The organism is Flavobacterium adhaerens, assembly GCF_040045115.1.
GTDB lineage: Bacteria > Bacteroidota > Bacteroidia > Flavobacteriales > Flavobacteriaceae > Flavobacterium > Flavobacterium adhaerens.
The window spans coordinates 24,600-45,557 of record NZ_JBDLZX010000009.1 but is presented as its reverse complement, the minus strand read 5'-3'; the positions used below and the strand labels follow the sequence as shown (position 1 = coordinate 45,557).

Genomic DNA, 20,958 nt, shown 5'->3' with positions numbered 1-20,958 from the left:
GTTGGTTATAAAAAAAGCTTCATCAAGATTCTTTTTTGATGAAGCCTTTTAAATTATTGATGCTCTAATTATTTATATAAAACTTTCTTAACTGCTTTTACAACATCAGCTGCATTAGGCAACCATTCTTTCAATAAAACTGGAGAATATGGTGCTGGAGTATCTGCGGTTGTGATACGTTGTATTGGTGCATCAAGAAAATCAAAAGCTTGCTCTTGAACAAGATAAGCAATTTCAGAAGAAACACTAGCAAATGGCCAAGCTTCTTCAAGTATTACCAATCTATTTGTCTTTTTAACCGACGTAAAAATTGCTTCTTTGTCCATTGGACGAACCGTTCTTAAGTCGATGATTTCGCATGAAATTCCCTCTTTAGCCAATTCGTCAGCTGCAATATAAGCTTCTTTGATAATTTTTCCAAAAGAAACAATAGTAACATCTGTACCTTCACGTTTGATGTCTGCAACGCCTAGTGGAATTGTATATTCTCCATCTGGCACTTCCCCTTTATCACCATACATTTGCTCAGACTCCATGAAAATAACTGGATCATTATCACGAATAGCTGATTTCAATAACCCTTTTGCGTCATAAACATTAGAAGGAACTACCACTTTTAGTCCTGGAGTGTTTGCAAACCAGTTTTCGATAGCTTGTGAGTGTGTTGCTCCCAACTGTCCCGCTGAAGCTGTTGGCCCACGGAAAACGATAGGCACATTGAACTGCCCACCGGTCATTTGACGGATTTTGGCAGCGTTATTTATAATTTGATCAATCCCAACTAAACAAAAGTTGAAAGTCATATACTCAACAATTGGGCGACAACCATTCATTGCAGATCCTACAGCAATTCCTGTAAATCCTAATTCTGCAATTGGGGTATCAATTACTCTTTTTTCACCAAATTCGGCAAGCATCCCTTTTGATGCTTTATAGGCACCGTTGTATTCTGCTACCTCTTCACCCATTAAGTATATGGACTCATCGCGACGCATTTCTTCACTCATCGCTTCGCAAATGGCCTCTCTAAATTGTATCGTTCTCATATTTATATTGTCTGTGTGTAATTTTTGAATCGCAAAAATAATTATTTTAAATTACTTAAAAGCATAATTTTAGTTTTAAATAACCCTTTCCGTTGTTTATATTGTGTAAATTCTAACAGTATTCACAAAATAACGAAAGTTATTCATTGAAATAAAAATAGTATTTTTCACAATTTTACTATTTATATTTAAATTCATAACACATTAAAACGCTTTTATATAGTACTTTAGCCTTCAAACAACTTTTCTTGTAAATGGCCTCTTTATCAAGTCTAGCAAATCCGTTTTAAAACTTAACCTTAATTTTTTATGATGTGTTTTTTTCGAAATATCTTTTTAGGGCTTTTGCTCTTGTCATCATTTTGTATTGAGGCTCAAAACGAGAATTTAAAAACCAAAATAAGCTTTCAACCGGTAAACAACCTGAAAGCCAACGAAGAAAAACAAATCAAATCCTTATATGCAATCTATAATAAAGGAGAAGAAAAATTAGCCTATAAAAAAGCACATCGACTTATACAAAAAGCGAAATACCCCAAAACCATTTCAGATGCAAACTTACTAATTGCTTATTATTTCCAAAAACAATCCTCACTGGATTCTACCTTATTTTATACCAAAAGAGCATTACAATCAAACTCGAACAGTAATGATTCGCTTAGAAATAGACTTGTCACTTTGGGTTATAATTTGATGGCATCGGTTTATCTTCGAAAAGGATTGCTTGCCGAGAGCAAAAAATACCGTATAAAAGGGATGGAAACCGCATTAAAGTACAACGAACAACAATTGTACTTTAACCACAAACACGGTTTGGCTCTTATCTATAGTCAAGAAGGAAAATACACTAAAGCGCTTCAGCTCTTTAAAGACTGTTTGACTTATAAGGAAGACCCAGAAATGATTTATGGCAGCTATATCAATATCGGAGATATTTATGCAGCCCAAAAAAACTACGAGCTTTCCAATCAATATTTGAAGAAAGCAGCGGCCTTATGTGATAAAGAACAAAACAGTTACTGCACTGCCATTGTTGCCATTAGTTTGGGAGCTAATTATATGGAACAAAAACAGATGGACACTGCCCTTAATTACTATCTAATTGCCCTAAAAACTGGAGATACCAATAACTATCAACAAATATCTTTGGATTCTAGGGTTGCCATTGCTCAAATTCATTACAATCAAGGACAATATGAAAACGCTAAACTATTACTTACGGCAGCTTTAGAAAAAACTTATATTTTAGGCTTATTACAAGAGCGGATCAACATCTATGATCAATTGACCAAAATTGCTGTCAATCAAAATAATTACAAAGATGCCCTGATGCTTTCTGATAAAAGAGAAACACTAAAGGACTCTATCAATCGAATACAAAACAAAAAAGATATTGCTGAACTCGAAATCAAATTCAACACCCTTCAAAAAGAAAAAGAAATAAGAACCCTGCAATTTGAAAACGAAACTTCACAGCTAAAACTCAAAAACCAAGAGGAAGCAATACTCAATTTGAATTTACAAAAAGAAGTTGCTAAAAATTTAGCTCAAAAAAAACTCAGCGAAATTGCCTTGCTTAAAAAACAAAAGCAACTAAAAGCATTAGAGATTGAACAAGAAAAGAAAACTAGAAATCTCATTATTATTGCTTTTTCTTTTTTATTTCTTCTGATAATTGGATCATTGTTTCAATACTACAAGCGACTAAAAGCAGAGCGTATTTTGAACAAAAAACAACACGAAGTAACCACACAAAAACTGGAAACAATTTTAAAAGAACAAGAATTAAAGCTCATCAAAGCCTCTGTTGCTGGGCAAGACAAAGAGAGACAACGCATAGCACAGGAATTACACGACAGTATTGGTGGCAATTTGGCTGCGATAAAATTACAAGTTAATGCTATTAGCAAAAACTCGAATATAAGTTATATGCAAAACATTACATCGCAATTGGACGAAACCTACCAACAAGTTAGAAATTTATCCCACAATTTAGTTCCAAAAAAGTTCAGTCAAAATCAATTTTGCTTGGTTATAGAGGACTATCTAAATTCGATAAAAGACGTAAGTAAAATTATAATCGAATCTAATTTTTACCCCAAAGAAGCCATAAACCGATTAGATGAAACTATTCAGCTTGAAGCTTTCTCGATTATTCAAGAACTTCTGGCCAACACCATAAAACATGCTGAAGCCACAAAAATAGACTTACAACTGAATTTAATCGAAAACCATCTAAACCTTCTTTTTGAAGATAACGGAAAAGGATTTAACATCCTTGATGTCAAAAAAGGAATCGGACTGCATAATCTTGAAAACAGACTAAAGGGTTTAGGCGGAGCAATGGAAATCGATTCTAAAATAAAGAGAGGCACAATTGTAAATATTGAAATCCCTATATTGCAATCAAATGAGAAAATAAATTTTGAAAAAGATTTGTACGAATTAACAAAAAACATGTAAAGCTCCATTTTCATTAGAATATATTTTTGTAAAAAATGAGAAAAATAAAAATTTTAATTGCCGACGATCACACCATCTTTTTGGATGGAATAGCTTCATTACTAGAAAAAGAAAAAGATATTGAGATAATAGGCAAAGCCGAAAATGGCATTAAAGCATTACAAATACTAGAAACAACCGAAACTGATTTAGTCATATTAGATTTAAGCATGCCCGAAATGGACGGTGTTGAATTGGTAAAAAACATTCAAAAGAAATATCCTAACATCAAGACTTTGGTAGTAAGCACTCACTCTAATACTCAAATTATTTCAAGATTGATGAGGCTTGGCATAAACGGCTATTTACTTAAAAACACAGATGCAGTCATTTTTCTACAAGCCATTCACGAAATTGTTGCAGATAAAAATTATTTTGCTGATGAGATTTCCGAGAAACATTTGAACAATTGTATTCAACTCGAAAAACAAACAACCGAAACGGTCGAATTGAGTAATCGAGAAAAAGAAATACTAACACTTGTTGCCCAAGGATTTACAGCGGCTGAAATTGCCGAAAAAGCATTTATAAGTCTTAATACCGTAAATACACATCGTCAAAATCTGCTTTCAAAACTCAATGCCAAAAACTTGGTTGGCTTGGTCAAATATGCCATTGAAAACGGCTATGTTGATTAGTTATGATAATTAATTAGAATCAACAAATATTGCTGTTGCCGTTGATGAATTTGTTGTAGCACCTTCTAACTCTTCGGTAACACCATTTTTCCATCTCCCTTTATTCAAAACCATTACCAAATCGGTAGTTAAAAACAACTCCATAGCTATCTGGAAGCACGACACTTTCAAACGATTTATTATATGTAAAAATCAATCTCGAATTTTTTGACAAATGAAATCCAGCGAGCAAATTTACTATTTTCGATGAACGATATCCTCCACCAAATTCAACCTTATTTTTATAATTCACCAACAAATTCAAATCAATTTGCATAGGAGCTCCTTCGACGTATTTGGTTAAAAAACTAGGATTTATTAATATATCTTCAAACAAATCGGTAAACATTCGATAACCAAAATACGCATAATATACATTCTTTAATTTGGTGTTGTTTTGAGAATCAAAAGTACCGCTTAACAAGTTGGGAGCCGATACCCCAAAATAAATTCTGTCTCGGTTGTATAAAAATCCTGCCCCAAGAGTTGGTGCAAAACTGTGTACGTTTTCCTGAAACTCTGGATCGTTTTCGATTCCCAATTTCGTTAGATTTTCATCATAAATTTGAGCCCCTGCAGTGATCCCGAATGAAATGATATTAGGATTATAAGCCCACCATTTTCCGTAACTATAATCTTCATGAAAGAAAATCTTATACGAATAGGAAGCAAAAAAATTAGTGGTATTGGTAACTCCAATCTGACTGTGGGCAATTCCTCCAGCCAAACCTATTTTTTCTGAACGCGTCAGAGTATTAACCGAAACATCTATGTTTTTAGGACTCCCTTCAACAGAATTAAAATAACCATTGGCCGTCAGAGTAACATCCGTATTTTCATAATATCCTGCATGAGCTGGATTTATCAGAACTGCATTGTAGTTATAACTGGAAAAAACAGGTGTTTGTTGTGCTTCAGCAGAAGTATAACACATTGTTAAAAGTACTATTGTAAAAAGAATTATGATTTTATTTTTCATTAATTATCGTTTTAAAACAAGGTATCCCTTTAGTTTTTTGAAATGATGAGTAGGTGAATTTGGATTGATTTCGAAAAAGTAAGTCCCTTCTGGAAGTTCATCCGCTCCAAGTTTTCTTTTTCTGTTAGCAATTCCGTTAAAGACATTTGTTGTGTTATTATAGCCTGAGATCTGAAAAACCAAATCTCCCCAACTATTATAGATCATAACTTCATTTTCTGGGTAGTCTGCAATACCATCAATTAACCAAAAATCATTGATACCATCACTGTTTGGAGAAAAACCATATTTAGTTTCATCCTTTTCATTTGGTGCTACCAAAATGACAACTGAGTCACTCACCTCGCACCCTCCTTTATTGGTAAACGTAACGGTATAAGTGGTCGTTACTTCAGGGGAAAAAATTGGATTCGAAACAAGTGCATTGTTTACCCCTTCTGCTGGACTCCATTTAAAAGCACCCTCTTCTAGTGCAATAGCTTCTAACTGTATAACTTCGCCTTGTTTTATTTCGGCATCTTTTCCTGCATCAACAAGAATAATATTTGAGTCCACTTTGAAAACACAAGTCGATTCGTTGCTCGAGGCGTCTTTGGCCGTCAAGGTTATTTCCATTCCGTTTATAAATGCGGTTCCCGCTATTGGGCTTTGGGTAAGGGTTGGATTCGCATCCATATTATCGGTTACTGTAACCTGAGATGTGTAATCCGGAATAACCGTTGTGCCGCAAACGACAACTTGATCCGAAAGACAGGTGATAACTGGTTTTTCCGTATCTGGAATTACTTCAATATTTACGATTATCGAACAGCTGTTTTCGTTTTCGCTAGCATCTTTTGCTGTAAAAACAAGGGTCATACCATCGGTAACTGCTGTTCCTGCTACTGGACTTTGTGTAATTATCGGACTCGCATCGCAATTATCTGAAACTACAATTTGTGAAACGTAATCGGGTAAAACTGCTCCCGAAGCCACTAATTGGTTGCCGATACACGTTAGCGTTGGTGCTGTAACATCTGCTTCTTTATTTATTTTGAAAGTACACGAATTGGCATTGTTGCTCGCATCGGTTGCGGTTAGGGTTATTTCCATTCCGTTTATAAATGCGGTTCCCGCTATTGGGCTTTGGGTAAGGGTTGGATTCGCATCCATATTATCGGTTACTGTAACCTGCGAAGTATAATCCGGAATAACCGTTGTGCCGCAAACGACTACTTGATCCGAAAGACAAGTGATAACTGGTTTTTCGGTATCTGGAATCGTTTCAATATTTACGATTATCGAACAGCTATTCTCGTTTTCGCTAGCATCTTTTGCTGTAAAAACAACGGTCATGCCATCGGTAACTGCTGTTCCTGCTACTGGACTTTGTGTAATTATCGGACTCGCATCGCAATTATCTGAAACTACAATTTGTGAAACGTAATCGGGTAAAACTGCTCCCGAAGCCACTAATTGGTTGCCAATACACGTTAGCGTTGGTGCTGTAACATCTGCTTCTTTATTTATTTTGAAAGTACACGAATTGGCATTGTTGCTCGCATCGGTTGCGGTTAGGGTTATTTCCATTCCGTTTATAAATGCGGTTCCCGCTATTGGGCTTTGGGTAAGGGTTGGATTCGCATCCATATTATCGGTTACTGTAACCTGCGAAGTATAATCCGGAATAACCGTTGTGCCGCAAACGACAACTTGATCCGAAAGACAGGTGATAACTGGTTTTTCCGTATCTGGAATTACTTCAATATTTACGATTATCGAACAGCTATTCTCGTTTTCGCTAGCATCTTTTGCTGTAAAAACAAGGGTCATACCATCGGTAACTGCTGTTCCTGCTACTGGACTTTGTGTAATTATCGGACTCGCATCGCAATTATCTAAAACTACAATTTGTGAAACGTAATCGGGTAAAACTGCTCCCGAAGCCACTAATTGGTTGCCGATACACGTTAGCGTTGGTGCTGTAACATCTGCTTCTTTATTTATTTTGAAAGTACACGAATTGGCATTGTTGCTCGCATCGGTTGCGGTTAGGGTTATTTCCATTCCGTTTATAAATGCGGTTCCCGCTATTGGGCTTTGGGTAAGGGTTGGATTCGCATCCATATTATCGGTTACTGTAACCTGCGAAGTATAATCCGGAATAACCGTTGTGCCGCAAACGACTACTTGATCCGAAAGACAGGTGATAACTGGTTTTTCCGTATCTGGATTATCAATAATATTGAAACTACAAACCGCTTCATTTCCGCTGGCATCGGTAGCGGTTATTTTTATTTCTTGTGTTCCACCTGCATAAATGGTTCCCGCAGCGGGTGTTTGCACTACAACAGGAGCGCTATCGCAATTATCCGTTACGGTAATAGTTGTTTTGTAATCTGGAATTAAATCTCCTGATACCATGGTTTGATTTGTTGGACAATTGGCAATACTTGGTTTTTCATTGTCCTCAACTTTTTTTCCAAAAATTACCTGAACTCTTCCCGTATCTCCATTGGGTACCCAATTATAAACCGTTTTTGTTGCTCCTATAGCAATGTCGTCTATAGCATCACCATTAACATCTCCTAAATAACTTAAACTATATTTAGATGTATAAGGTGTGTTTATTACTAAAGCTTCGGAAGAATTGAGCGAGAAGATATCCAATAAGGGATTCCAATTTGCTTTCCCATAAATTACATAGATTTTAGAGAATTGATAAGGCAAAAGATAATCATCAAAACCGTCGTTATTAAAATCTCCAAAAGAATTATAGGAATGCAAGTATTCAAACTCGCTTCCATTCATTTTAAAACCATTTGTTCCATCCAAATCTTTTAAGTCAACTACTGCTGGTGTAGCACTTTTTCCAAACAGCACAAAATTATTAATACCGATGTCATTAAATGAATCTCCATTTAAATCCCCAGCACTTCTAACTTCAAAATAATAAGATGTTTTGAGTGGACTGGTAGAATTTTGAATTTTGAAACCATTGGAGCCGTTTAGACCTGTTGTATTTATTTTTGCCGGTAGGCTGGCAGATCCATAGACTACATATCTAAATTCATTATCACCGCTAATAGCCACATCAGAAATACCATCGCCATTAACATCTCCTATACCAGCTAAATTTTTCCCAATATCTCCTTCAACAATAAAAGAATTAGAGGAATTTATACTTTCTATATCTACAATAGAAGGAAAATTAGTGCTTCGTCCAAATAGAATATAGCATTTTTTTATACTTCCAGAACCTTCATTATGGGAAACGATACCAATATCATCAAAAGAATCATTGTTGAAATCACCAACATTAGCAATTCCATAACCTAAAACTTCATCTTTCGTTTTACCTAAAATAGTAAAGCCATTAGAACCATTTAAGGTAGCTACATCAAATTGAGCAGGGAAAGCAGTGGCCCTTCCATAAATTATATAAACTCTTCCTGCGTGAAATATTCCTTCGGTATATTTATTAGGGTCGCTGAGCATTAAATCATTAATGCCATCACCATTAATATCGCCCGCATCATTCACGTCAAAGCCAGTTCTTCTTGGCGGAGTTAAATCACTGTCAATAATTTTAAATCCGTTTAACCCATTTAAGTTGGCTACATTTAAACTTGCTGGAAAACCTGTTTTTGTCCCAAAAACGACATAAGCTCGTCCAAAACCCCAATCTCCAGGAGCTCCAATAATAAAATCGGTTATGCCATCTCCGTTAACATCACCAATTCTAGTGGTACTGAAACCTGTTCTTGTACCAGGTTCCTCCCCTAAAATTGTAAATCCATTAGTACCATTGAGTTGATTTATATCAATAGTAGTTGTTTTACAATCTATATCAAAACCGCCTGTTTTTAATTTGACTGTAAAAGTACATGAAGTGGTATTCCCTGCTTTATCTTTTACTGTAATCGTAACATCTGTATCCGAAGTAAATAAAGTTCCTGCGGCAGGTGTTTGTGTAAAAGTCAATTTATTTAATTGCGTGGTATCATCTGTGATTGTTTTTAAAAAATGCACATAATTAGGCAACATAGAATTGGCGTATAATTCTTGATTAACAGGGCATTCCATAACAGGAGGTTCGTCTGCTGCGATTATTAGATTGAATGTACAAACTGCTTCATTTCCGCTGGCATCGGTAGCTGTTAATTTAATTTCTGATTCGGCTCCAGTATAAATTATCCCTGCAGCGGGTGTCTGGGTGAACACAGGTTTAATGTCACAATTATCTGTTATGGTGACAATTGTTTTGTAATCTGGGATTGGATCACCAATGCCTAGAACTTTTTCAGTCGGACAATTAGCAATTACTGGTTTTTCGGTATCGGCTATTTTTTTACCATAAAGCACATAAGCAGAACCTGGATTACGATTTACTTTAAGACTAGTATGACTAGAATTAAAACTATTTCCAATAATCAAATCACTAATACCGTCTTTATTGATATCGCCTGCAAAATTTACAGAAGAGTCATCACCATAAGGTCTTTGGATTCTTAAAAACTCATTTTTTGGTAACGTAAACAAATCAGCAGTTGCCCCCCAATTCCCTTTTCCGAATAGAAGATACGTACTATTAGCACTACCATTAAAAACATAGTCATCAATACCATCATCGTTAAAATCGCCTCCGTAACCGAAACTTTCTCCGTAACCTCCATTTAAAATTTTAAATCCGTTGGTACCGTCTAAATCTTTTAAATCAACTAGGGGTGAAAAAGTTGATTTACCAAATAATATATAATCTTTGGTAATGGCTATATCATTAAACCCATCATTATTAATGTCTCCCGCTTTTGCAACTCCTAAATGAGAACTTAAGTTAGTTTCTGAATTTTCAATTACAAAACCATTGGTCCCATTGAGTTGCGAAACACTAAAGCTTGCAGGAAAATTAGTATTGCGTCCGAAAATAACAAACTTTTTATACTGAGAAGAATAATAACTTCCCAATCCTATATCCGGAATTCCATCGCCGTTAACATCCCCTAGTGCAGCTACTTTTTGGCCAATTTTTCCAGCGGTTGCATCTCCATGAATTACAAATCCGTTCGTACCGTTTATATCTGCCACTTTTATTGCTGCAGGAAAGTTGCCATTTTTACCATAAATCACATAACACTTTCCATTAACACTGCCCGAACCTCTTGTTATTATAGCAATATCATCATAACCATCTCCATTTATATCTCCTAATGGAGCTATACTCTCACCAGCATTTTCGAAATTAGCATTTCCGATGAGCACAAAACCGTTTGTTCCATCTAATGAGGACAAATTAAACTCAGGTGTAAACCCACTACTTTTACCAAAAATCACATACGTATGTCCTAATTCCTGATTATAAAAGGTAGATGTTGTAGAGGGAGAATGACGAGTTGGATCGCTAATCATAAAGTCGTCAATCCCGTCACCATTCACATCTCCTGCACTGCTCACATCGTAACCTGTTTTTGGAAAATTAGTTGTTGGGGTATCGTTTCTAACGATAAAACCATTGGTGCCGTTTAATAAACCCAAATCAATATTGGGTGGGAATCCTGATGCGCGACCAAATACCACAAAAGCTGCTCCATGGATTATTTTGTATATTTTAGCAGGACCATACCATGGGTTATAATTATCAGGCGCTCCAATGATGAAATCATCAATCCCGTCATTATTAACATCGCCAGCACTGTTTACGCTAAATCCAGCTTCACGCGTAGTTTTTTCGCCAAAAATCTTAAATCCGTTTATTCCGTCTATATTGTCAACATTAAATATGTTGGTTTTACAATCTATTGTTTGTGTAGTGGTTTTTAGTTTTACTTTAAAAGTACAGCTGTTGCTTTTACCTGTCTTATCTTTTACTGATATTGTTACATCAGTATCTTGTGTAAATAGTGTTCCTTGGGGAGGTGTTTGCGTAAAAGTCAAATCAAATCCATCGGTAACATCATCACTAACTGCGGTTAAAAAAGACACATAATTAGGCAGTGTTGAATCGGCATATAATTCTGCACTGGTTGGACAAGTTATCGTAGGCGGTGCAGTATCAATTGCCGAAACGGTAAAATTACACGTGGCACTATTTCCTGCAGAATCAGTATATTTTATTTTTACAGGAATACCGTCATAAAAATCGGTACCAGCAGCGGGAGTCATTACATAACTTACATTACTGCTGCAATCATCATCAAGATTCAACATTGGATCTTCAGCATAATTTGGGAGTTTATCGCCGATATTTAAAGTCAATCCTGTTGGACACGTAAATGTGGGAGGTGTAACATCAGGGCTTGTGGCTGAAATTGTTATAGAACAGCTACTTTGGTTTCCTGTTTCGTCTTCTGCAGTAAACACAATTGTCATCCCGTCATAAAACTTAGTTCCAGCGGTAGATTGCGTAAGATAAATATCTCCTCCTGAATCATCAGTAACAACCAACTCGCTTAGGTAATTAGGCACTAACGTACCGCATTGTAATTGTTTGTTAGGGGGGCAAATTATGCTTGGAGGTTGGGTGTCTGCAGCCATCTTTGCCGTTTGAGCCGTCTTTGCCGTTTGGGTTTTAGTATGAACAACCTTTTTGCTTAAAGTAACCACTGAAGCATTATCGGATTCTTTATAAATATTCCCTTCCGCAGACGATTTTACTAAAACTGGTTTTGAAATTGTCAGCTTTTTGTCCTGGCTATACAATTCTGTAACTCCTGCAAACAGATAAAAAATGATACAAATTTTGATTATTCTGATAAAAGTAGCTTTAAAGTTATTCATTCTATTTTACTATAATTTAAACTTCATTTAAATAGCAAAAATAGCCTTCGATAAAATTTCGCACATCACTATAAATAATGATTTAAGTAGTTTGTTTCGTATTAAACAAAATAAAAAAAGACAATTTAGAAATATAACTTCTAAATTGTCTTTGGATACTAAATTATAAAGAGTGCTATTTTTCCACTATACAAATTCCGGTAATAAATGAATAATGGTTTCCTGTTCCGACTTTTATTCCTGTACCATTTTTCCAATATTTAGCATCGCTATTGTAATTACTATCTTCTTCATAACCTGCTACATAAACATCATTGCCTATAATTTGTATGGCATTGGCCTCTGCATATCTCGTTCCGTCGGTTAGCGATGTTACAGTACCGTTTTTCCAGTATTTCGCCACATAAATACCATCATCGTTGTATTCATATCCTGCAACATAAACATCATTCTCAATAACAGTTATCGCTGTTGCTCTAGCTCTCTTTGTTCCATCTGTAAGAGGTATTGCGATACCATTTTTCCAATATTTAGCCACATAAACATAATCTTCATTGTATTCATATCCTGACACATAAACATCATTCCCTACAACGGTTATACCTGTTGTTCTAGCTCTCCTTAACCCATCACTTAGTGGTACTGCTACACCATTTTTCCAATATACAGCAATTGGATCACCCATCTCATTATATCCATTTCCGGCAACATAAACATCATTCCCTATAACATTTATAGCAGTAGCTTCGGCATCACCTGTACCATCAGTAAGCGGTACTTCGGTGCCATTTTTCCAATATAAAGCAACAGAGTTCCAATCATCATTAGTGTTATAACCAGCAACGTAAACATCATTTCCTACCACAGTAACTGCTGCTACTTCGGCATCTTTTGTAGTTTTATTTAGTATGGTTGCTACACCATTTTTCCAGTATTTGGCAACAACATACCCTTCATCATTATTTTCGTTTCCTGCAACATAAACATCATCACCTACCACAGCTATACCAGTAGCCCAAGCATAGTTTTGTCCATCTGTTAGTGAAGTTTCTAAACCGTTTTTCCAATATTTTATAGATTCTTCTTCATCATCGTAACCACAAAAATAAATATCTCTTGTTTTGGATTGGTTGTCTGTATTTTCGCCATCATCATTGGAGCAACTATAACCCAAAAAAGATAAAGTCAATGCTAATAAAAAGTACTTTAATGTTTTCATATTATTATTTATATATTTCTATTCGATTTGCAACAAAAATAACTTCCGATAAAATTTTACACATCACTATAAATAATGATTTACATACTTGTTGTCCTGTTAAAAACTAAAAGGCAATCCAGATATTCCTGAATTGCCTTTTATGACTAAATTGAAAAATATTAATTACAAAACACTCTCAATCTCTTTTTTGATTCGTTCTTTTTCTTTACTCGGAAAAACCGCCAAAGGGCTTTTTTGGATATGAAGTTCTGTATTTTCCAAAGTAATGGCATCACTTTCTGCCGATGAAATCTTGATTGATTTTATATTTTCAACAACAGCATTTCGTCCTAAATCATCTTCTATTAACGATTCAAAAACCAAAGGCAACAATTCGATTGTTTCTAAAACAACACTTCTGTTTTCTTCCGAAAAATGGTCTGCATCTAGAACCAAATTGATTTTTTCTGAAACTGTTTTTTCTAATGCTTCTTCTATTTTTTTGGCTGTTCGTTTCAGTTCTAAAGGACTCACGATCACATTCGTTTTGAAAGTCGTTAGGGTCTGAATTGCGTCTAGAAAAGTTAGAGCCACGACTTGTGTACTTGGTACTAAGGTAACTCTTGTTTTGGCATCGAAGTCTGAAATTTCCAAAATCATCAAGACATTTTCGGGTCTGGCTCTGTCATATCCAATAATACTCCCTCGGATTGTATTACCTGTATGAAGCAATAATTCCAGCTTGGGTAAACTGGAATTATCGTCTGCTTTTTGTGCAAAGTCTGCCAGTTTGATAAACCAGCCAGTGAAATCTATAAATAGATTTTTAGTGTACGCTTCAATCATTTTACAACAATGCTTCTACGTAATTAGCAATTTGAGAATCGGTTTGCGAGCTAAAAGAAGCCTGTACAAGCTGCTGTGTCAAATACAAAGTATTGTCTTTAAGCTCCATATTCACTTCATCATTATTTTCTGTATTGGTTAAATGAATCGTCGTCAATTTTTCTTTTAAAGCTTCTTTCCCCATATCATCCGTACATATTTTTTTTACAAATGATTCTAAATCATCAAAAACAATATCTAATCTTTCAAGCGGATATTGATTAAAAGCGGTAAAAGTATTCCAATCGATATCAACTTTTATATCGTATCCTGCTTTGTCTTTTAATTTTGCTTCAAATTCAGGTAATTTTTCAACTTTGATGGCTTCTGCTAAACGTTTTTCTGCTAATCCCATGATTAAATTTTTAATTGGTTATTAATTACATCAAATTTACCTAAGTCGTTTTTTCTAAATCTCACTATAAATAATGATTTTAAGTTTATGCATTTTCCCAATCGTACTTTTTTTCCTGATACTCATCTATCCAGTTGGAAGGATATGTACTATAAAGGTGATTCAGTAATTCCTTGTTGGCTGTAGTGTTTTGGAATTCTTTGTAAAAACTCCCCAAAACCCAAACCAAATGATTGGATAATTGTTGCTTGTGAAGTTGTAAAAGAGCCTTTTTGGATTCCTCATCTTCACTTAATAATAATAAGAGTACACAGGCGTAGAAATAAAAATTAGGGCTAATTTTTTGATGAAATTTGTTTTCTGAAAAAAGAATTACAGCATTTTGAACTCTATTTAGAAACAATTTATTCTCCAGAAAAAGGGTGAATTTTTTATGGCTTTTCCTCATTCCTGGAAGATGACTATAGCTCCCAGCCTGCAAAATAAATTCTCTTATTGCTGAATATGTTGTGTAATTAGTCTGAAAAATATTTTCGGCATCATTTTCGTTTCTGGCTTCAAACAACAAATAAATAACTTGTCTGTCCATGCTGCAAACCAGATATTTTGACTCCTGTAAATCTGGCAACAACAATTGTATTGCTCGTTGCAAATAAGGATAATTGACCTCATCTATTTTGTATAAACTTCCCAGGCGAAGACAATGATAAAAGGTTTGTATAATTTCTTTTTCATCAAAGCCTGACATTTTTGTTTTCACTATTTTCTGAATTTCATAGTGTGCCATTGGATAGAATTTACCTTGAAAAACATATTCTTTGGCTTCATTTTCGCTTTCGATAAAATGTCGAATCACTTCTTTTTTATCTGAAAAAACTTTATGATAATCCAGCTTCCCAAAAAAAATGCTTTGCGCTTCACAAAGTTGATCTGATTTTTGATTACAATCATTTTTTGCATTAGACATTGTTAGTAAAAATTAGCATTATTAATACATTTCCAAAAGCTTAAATTCCATTCCCTCTCTTATAAATCCTAGAGTTTTTTGAGCTCTTTGGTCTTTATCTAGTAAATAAACCTGAAAATAGGGATACCTAACATTTTGATATTCTCCACAAGATGAAAAATAGTTTGGAGCATTTTCATAAGTACTCAAAACCGGTGCAATTCCTTCGGTTATATGCGTGGTTCCTTGACGGTATGCTTTTATTGTTTGTGCTAAAAAATCTTTGTTTTTTAGTACAAATTTTTCTTTGGGTTCTTGTTTCCAAAAAGAATCTTTGAACTTTAATTTGGTATTCAATGCAGCTGTTTCATTGACATCATAAGTAAGGGTGTCAGATAAAAAATCGATTACATTATTCTCTGAAACTCCTTTTAAAAACACTTTATTAAACCAGTTTTCAAATTGTTTTTCATAACTCAAAAAAGAATAAGTAGTCCCGTTACTTGATTGAAAAGTAACTTCGTTTGAAGTAATTTCTGCACTATTTACTTTGACAGAAAACCAATCGATTGCATTTAATTTCTCGTAAGAAACCGAATCTGCAATGACTTCATTTTTATCGTTTATAATTTGAATATTACCTTTCCAGCTCCAATGTTCGCAAGGGTTCTCTTTGGAAAATTCCTGATTGTTGTCCCAACATATTCTTTTTCCTTGGGTAATCACTACTGTAAATCCGTTGTAAAAAGGCTTGGCATCATTATAAATAGCGGGGATTACCACTTTGCCATTTCTATCAAAAAAACCAACTTTGTCTGTTTTGGGATCTCTAAATCTGATTTTGTTTTCCTGTTCACAGTCTAATGTAAAATCATGAACATATAAACTGTCTAATCCAATTTGCCTGCCGTTTTTGAGCAAATAATAGGCTTTCATTTTAGAATTTTCTCGGTCTTTTGGGTTCATTTCTTCAAAAACCGACATGATGTTTTTAAAGACGATAGCATTGGTGATGAAGGTAAATTTGGGTTTAATTTTAATTTCTCCCTTTGTGTTTTTATACCCCATTAAGAATGTTTTTTTATCTTCAAATCGTATCCAATCCTCATTTCCTGTTTGAGAGAGTAATAGATTGGTGTTGATTAGAAAAAAAAGCAGGAGATACATTCTCATTTTGTCAATCTCTTTTTAAGAATTAAAATACCGAAGCAAAAAACCAATTCCGTTCATAACCATTGAACTTATAATCATAAAAAACAAAAAATAAACCGGCAACACTATTATCATTGCGCCTTCGCCAGAATACGGATTGCCATATTCTTCGCAAATATAGATCGACAGATACCAAAACAGAAAAAATGCTATTGATGAAAGTATCCAATGCAAGATAAAAAACCAATACCTATCTGTATAAAAAGAAAGCAAAAAACTTATTACTAAGCCGATAGAAAACAAGATGATTCCCGATTTGATTACTATTGATTCTGAAAACTTAGAAAACAGCACTATAACCGTAAGCAAAAAGCAACCAAATGCAATTTGATAATAAACATACAAATCATCAAACAAAAAACTTGGTAACATATTACTCAAAGTCATTCCAATCGATATTGAGCCAAGGCGAATTAGAATTGGTTAGCAAATACATAATATTTTTTTTAGTCAATTTCATGGTCGCTTCATTGTAATTATTTAATTTCCAATATTGTGATCCAACAAGGTAAGACAATCCAAAGCTTTCCCAAGAGTCAAAAGATTTTTTTATCAATTTACCGTTTGTTTCCAGCAAGCTCCAAGCTTCTTCTTCGGTCATAAATCCATTGTAAAAACCATGTCTGATAATCCAGGAACAGCGCCCGTAATGCCAGCCAAGATCACTGTTTTCTAAATCGAATTGATAATTTCGAACCATATCTAACTCGTTTCTTAAGCCTTTTTCCTTAATACCAACTTGTTGCACTTTGTCAAATTCAGATTCCGTCAAAAATTCCCAAGCATTTAGTGTTGCACCAAAGGTATTTTTGCTATACAAATAATCTATAGTCCCTTTTAAGTCGGGGAAATCCTTTGTTTCCCAATCTCGCAAAAGACTTTGTTTGCTTTCGGCTAATAGTTCAGGTGTTCCATAAATATGGTGAGGCAATAAGGTATCATGAAATTCTTTGTTCATTTCGGTTAACATTGCCGAGGTTGCAATGAGCCAAAGTTGTGATTGGGTTAAATTAGTTGGATTCTCGAATTTATGATATTTTGTAGTAGTACTCATTTTTTTTGTTTTAATAACTCCTTAATTAAACGTGTTGACAAACTCTTTAGAATTAATAACTTCCGGACTCTTTAGAAACACTGCTTCCCCAAGCTCAATACAGTAACGATGGTACTTTAATGCTTCATCTTGTCGCTCAATAGCTGTATAACAATTCGCCAGATTATGAGCGAGCCAAACATGATTATCGCTTATGTTTTTAATAAATTCGAAGTACTCTTTTCCAAAAAGAATAGCATGTTGATAGAGTTCTAGCTCGAGACAAATTCTAAAATGATTAAAAAGAAACTGCCCTACCCAGTCAATAGGCGGATTTGCCCAATTCATGTAACAACGCGCACATGTCAAAGCCCACTTCATTCTAGTTTCATTATCACCCAGTTCATAATAGGCATACGAAATATGTAAACTGACCTGACCAAGAGAACCATCGAATGATTTTTTTTCGAGTCTTTCCAGTGTTGGTTTCTCAACATCCTGAATCAACTTTTCATATTCTTTCAAGGCAAATAAACATTCGGGCAGTAAGTTAAAGAAACAATTTTCCATGAGTCCCCAATCGTATTCTTTGACATTTTGCAAAATCGTTTCAAGATATTCAATTGCTTTATCATACTCCCTAATTTTATGACATATTTTTGCTGCCCAATACATTGATTTTGAACCATTATCATTAGTCCAAAAATTAGACGGCTTAGGGTACTGGTCGTACAATTCTAAAAGGTTAATGATGTTTGCCGAATTAAGGTTTTCTGCTTCTAACTTTTCAATATGAAACCATAAGCTGGCAGTCAGGTAAAAGAAATATTTGGAATCAAATTCATTTTCACGACAGATGCTCAATATCCATTTGGCACTATTATGGGCTTCTAAATAGTTTTTTAAGCTATAAGCACTACAACAATACACATCATTGGCAACAACATTATATCGGTTGTAATTCAAATAGACCGAAATGTATTCTATCGCTTCTGTATGAAGCTCTACCAAAGCAGCAACTCTGGCCAGATTGTAATAATTTTCAATATTGGATGGATCGATTTCTTTTGCTTTTAGCAAATAGTCATAGGCCTTTTCGTAATCGGTTTGGGCATAATACAACATCCCCAGCTCGTAATTGGCATTCGAATCATTTGGATATTCTTTGTAGTAATCAAGTATGAAACTCTTTTCGGCTTTGATAGCATCCCAAGTACCTGGATTTTTTAAATAATGCTCTTTTATTTTCTGAATTATTGTCTTGTCCTTTGCGCAAGACAACGCCTCACTAAGTGCTTTTTTATCCGTACTCCCGCTTACGTAACTGGTTGCTACAGCATTAGAAAAAAGTACCAAAGCCTTAATATCAAGATTGTCTTGAGACGCTTTGGCAGCAAATGCAGCGACTTCATCAAACATTTCCTGATCGATAAGTGTCATAATCGTATTGATGTAATACTGATCATTATTTTCTCCCAGCTCATATTCTTTTATACAAAAATCTATATAGGCTCTACTGGCCAAGGCTGCAGCTGTGACATATTGCATGTTTAAGGGATTTAATTTTTTCAAATTTTCGAAAACAATCAAAGCCGCTCTTGAAATACCCAATTGCAAATAACATTGTCCTAACAGAAATAAACTTTTTTGATGATCCGGATTACTCTTAAGAGTTGCAATAATTTCTACTAAGAAATCTTTTGGCTCATATATTTGAAAAGCATATTTGGCTCTTACATATAAAAGATAATCATCATAAGGAAACGCATTTAATGCATTGTTTAAAGTGTTTATAAAAATACTCTCAACTTCCTGATTCTTTTCAATTACAAAAGCCTTGAATAGAATGTTTATTTCTCTGTGCCAAAGTAAAAGAGGTTTTGAATCTACAATTTGTAAATCAGACAAAACATTGAAAGCTTGTGGCAACTTATTGTTTCTATAATACTGGGATGACATCAATAGTCTATCATAAATCTCATCAAGCTCTTTGGAGGAAAATTGTCCCGTATTGAGTTCCTCTGCATGAAGATCAAATATAAAATTCCCCATTCTTAACAAGCCATAAATAAATTCATACTGCTGCCAGAATTCTTTATTATCGTCGTATGGGCTTTTATTAAAGAAATTTTGTAATGGTAAATGCTGTCTTACCAAAAGCAATACTTCCGACTTCAGAAATGGATGTTCTTTCAGGAAATCAACTACTGGTTTTACGTAAATTTCAAGTTCGTTTTTATCAAACTTTCTCAAAGATTCAAATGCGGATTTCCACAATGATGTATTAAATCGTATCTCTAAATTATGGTATAAAAAACTTAAATGATTAATAAATTCCGAAGGGCTATCAAAGTCTGCTTTATTTATTATCTCATTGATTAGGCTTCTATCCTTCTCATCAATTAGCACCTCATCTGTTGTAATTGTAGTATTCTTTTTTTGAATAAGTCGCTGTGAGCAATGTATATAACTAAAAATTTTCTCTATGTCAATTTCAAAATCCAAATCAGAGATTTTTTTTACTAAGGCATTTTTAATTTCCAATGTGTTGGATGATGTAGATACTCCTAAAAGCTGCTGGTCTGTCATGGTAAGGTTTTTATTTTTATTCTTTTCAGAAGTTATAATAGTCATGTCTCCAAAAAAGACATAATTTGTTTTTATAAAAACGAAATCATTATAAAATGTACGCCGTCTTTTATAACAAGTCGGACAAATATAAATTATGGTTGTTTTACCCCAGTCACTATTTATAATGAAATTTTGGTTTTACAGGTAAACATACAATTAGATTTAGCTGTTTAACGGAAAGAAGCTGTAATTTTGAAAAGCAATTTAAATATCTGAAAAAGAATATTAATAAAACATGTTTTAATAAGGCTATGGTTTCCTAAGAAAATATAAACTGTGGCTGCTGACACAAATTAAAATTAAACACAAATGAGTTGGGATGTTGTATTGTTTAGTTCATCACAAAAAATAAATTCGATTGAAGAGGTTGATGAAAGCATGTTTATAGAAACTGATTTCTGTAAAGTCCTAAATACCTATTTCGGACAGGCAAAAGAGGATTCAATCGAAAGCAATGGTAAAGACTATTCTATAGATTATTACACCGATGAAGAACCGGTTAGCAATAAAATGATAAGCCTGTATGGAGAAAATGCTTTGTACGAATTAGTAATCGTTGCTAAAAAGCATGACTGGCAGATTTTTGACACTTCACTGAATGCCATGATTGACATAGAAAATCCGGCAAAGAATGGTTATGAAAATTTTCAGTCGTATTTGAATAAAATCCGGGAGTAATGAATCAGTTATTTTGTGGTTGCAGTAAAGTGCTTTTCACTCATTTTATAATCTATA

Annotated in this window: 13 protein-coding genes; 3 read left to right on the top strand and 10 right to left on the bottom strand. The window is 34.4% G+C overall.

All coding sequences use genetic code 11. The features are described from left to right. Window positions 1–68 precede the first annotated feature (68 nt). Window positions 69–1,046, bottom strand: coding sequence for a pyruvate dehydrogenase complex E1 component subunit beta (locus ABEB18_RS13110; protein ID WP_348799761.1), 978 nt, complete (start codon window positions 1,044–1,046; stop codon window positions 69–71). A gap of 309 nt (window positions 1,047–1,355) precedes the next feature. Between ABEB18_RS13110 and ABEB18_RS13105 the strand changes: the two genes are divergently transcribed. Together ABEB18_RS13105 and ABEB18_RS13100 are read left to right on the top strand one after the other, a co-directional pair. Next, a complete protein-coding gene (locus ABEB18_RS13105; RefSeq protein ID WP_348799760.1) occupies window positions 1,356–3,509 on the top strand; it encodes an ATP-binding protein in 2,154 nt (717 codons plus the stop codon). A gap of 35 nt (window positions 3,510–3,544) precedes the next feature. Beyond that, on the top strand, window positions 3,545–4,186 hold the full coding sequence (locus ABEB18_RS13100) for a response regulator (protein ID WP_348799759.1): 642 nt from the start codon (window positions 3,545–3,547) through the stop codon (window positions 4,184–4,186). Window positions 4,187–4,286: 100 nt separating this feature from the next. Here ABEB18_RS13100 and ABEB18_RS13095 read toward each other — a convergent pair whose 3' ends face one another. The 9 genes from ABEB18_RS13095 to ABEB18_RS13055 form a co-directional block, all read right to left on the bottom strand. Beyond that, window positions 4,287–5,204, bottom strand: coding sequence for a PorP/SprF family type IX secretion system membrane protein (locus tag ABEB18_RS13095; protein ID WP_348799758.1), 918 nt, complete (start codon window positions 5,202–5,204; stop codon window positions 4,287–4,289). A gap of 3 nt (window positions 5,205–5,207) precedes the next feature. Continuing rightward, a complete protein-coding gene (locus ABEB18_RS13090; RefSeq protein ID WP_348799757.1) occupies window positions 5,208–11,960 on the bottom strand; it encodes an HYR domain-containing protein in 6,753 nt (2,250 codons plus the stop codon). Window positions 11,961–12,135: 175 nt separating this feature from the next. Further along, a complete protein-coding gene (locus ABEB18_RS13085) occupies window positions 12,136–13,179 on the bottom strand; it encodes a hypothetical protein (protein WP_348799756.1) in 1,044 nt (347 codons plus the stop codon). Window positions 13,180–13,344: 165 nt separating this feature from the next. Continuing rightward, complete coding sequence (locus ABEB18_RS13080) at window positions 13,345–14,007, bottom strand: hypothetical protein (protein WP_348799755.1); 663 nt, start codon at window positions 14,005–14,007, stop codon at window positions 13,345–13,347. 1 nt (window position 14,008) lies between these two features. Next, a complete protein-coding gene (locus ABEB18_RS13075; RefSeq protein WP_348799754.1) occupies window positions 14,009–14,401 on the bottom strand; it encodes a hypothetical protein in 393 nt (130 codons plus the stop codon). Window positions 14,402–14,486: 85 nt separating this feature from the next. Further along, entirely contained in the window at window positions 14,487–15,368 is an 882-nt protein-coding gene (locus ABEB18_RS13070; RefSeq protein WP_348799753.1) for a hypothetical protein, read from the bottom strand. Between the two features lie 21 nt (window positions 15,369–15,389). Then, the gene (locus ABEB18_RS13065; protein WP_348799752.1) at window positions 15,390–16,520 is read right to left on the bottom strand and encodes a WG repeat-containing protein; all 1,131 of its coding nucleotides are present in this window, start codon (window positions 16,518–16,520) and stop codon (window positions 15,390–15,392) included. A 412-nt stretch (window positions 16,521–16,932) separates the two neighbouring features. Continuing rightward, on the bottom strand, window positions 16,933–17,613 hold the full coding sequence (locus ABEB18_RS13060) for a DUF1266 domain-containing protein (RefSeq protein WP_348799751.1): 681 nt from the start codon (window positions 17,611–17,613) through the stop codon (window positions 16,933–16,935). A gap of 21 nt (window positions 17,614–17,634) precedes the next feature. After that, window positions 17,635–20,181 carry a tetratricopeptide repeat protein gene (locus tag ABEB18_RS13055; protein WP_348799750.1) on the bottom strand — a complete coding sequence of 849 codons (2,547 nt, stop codon included), beginning with the start codon at window positions 20,179–20,181 and terminating at the stop codon, window positions 17,635–17,637. Between the two features lie 351 nt (window positions 20,182–20,532). Between ABEB18_RS13055 and ABEB18_RS13050 the strand changes: the two genes are divergently transcribed. Next, a complete protein-coding gene (locus tag ABEB18_RS13050) occupies window positions 20,533–20,901 on the top strand; it encodes a macro domain-containing protein (protein WP_348799749.1) in 369 nt (122 codons plus the stop codon). Window positions 20,902–20,958 lie beyond the last annotated feature (57 nt).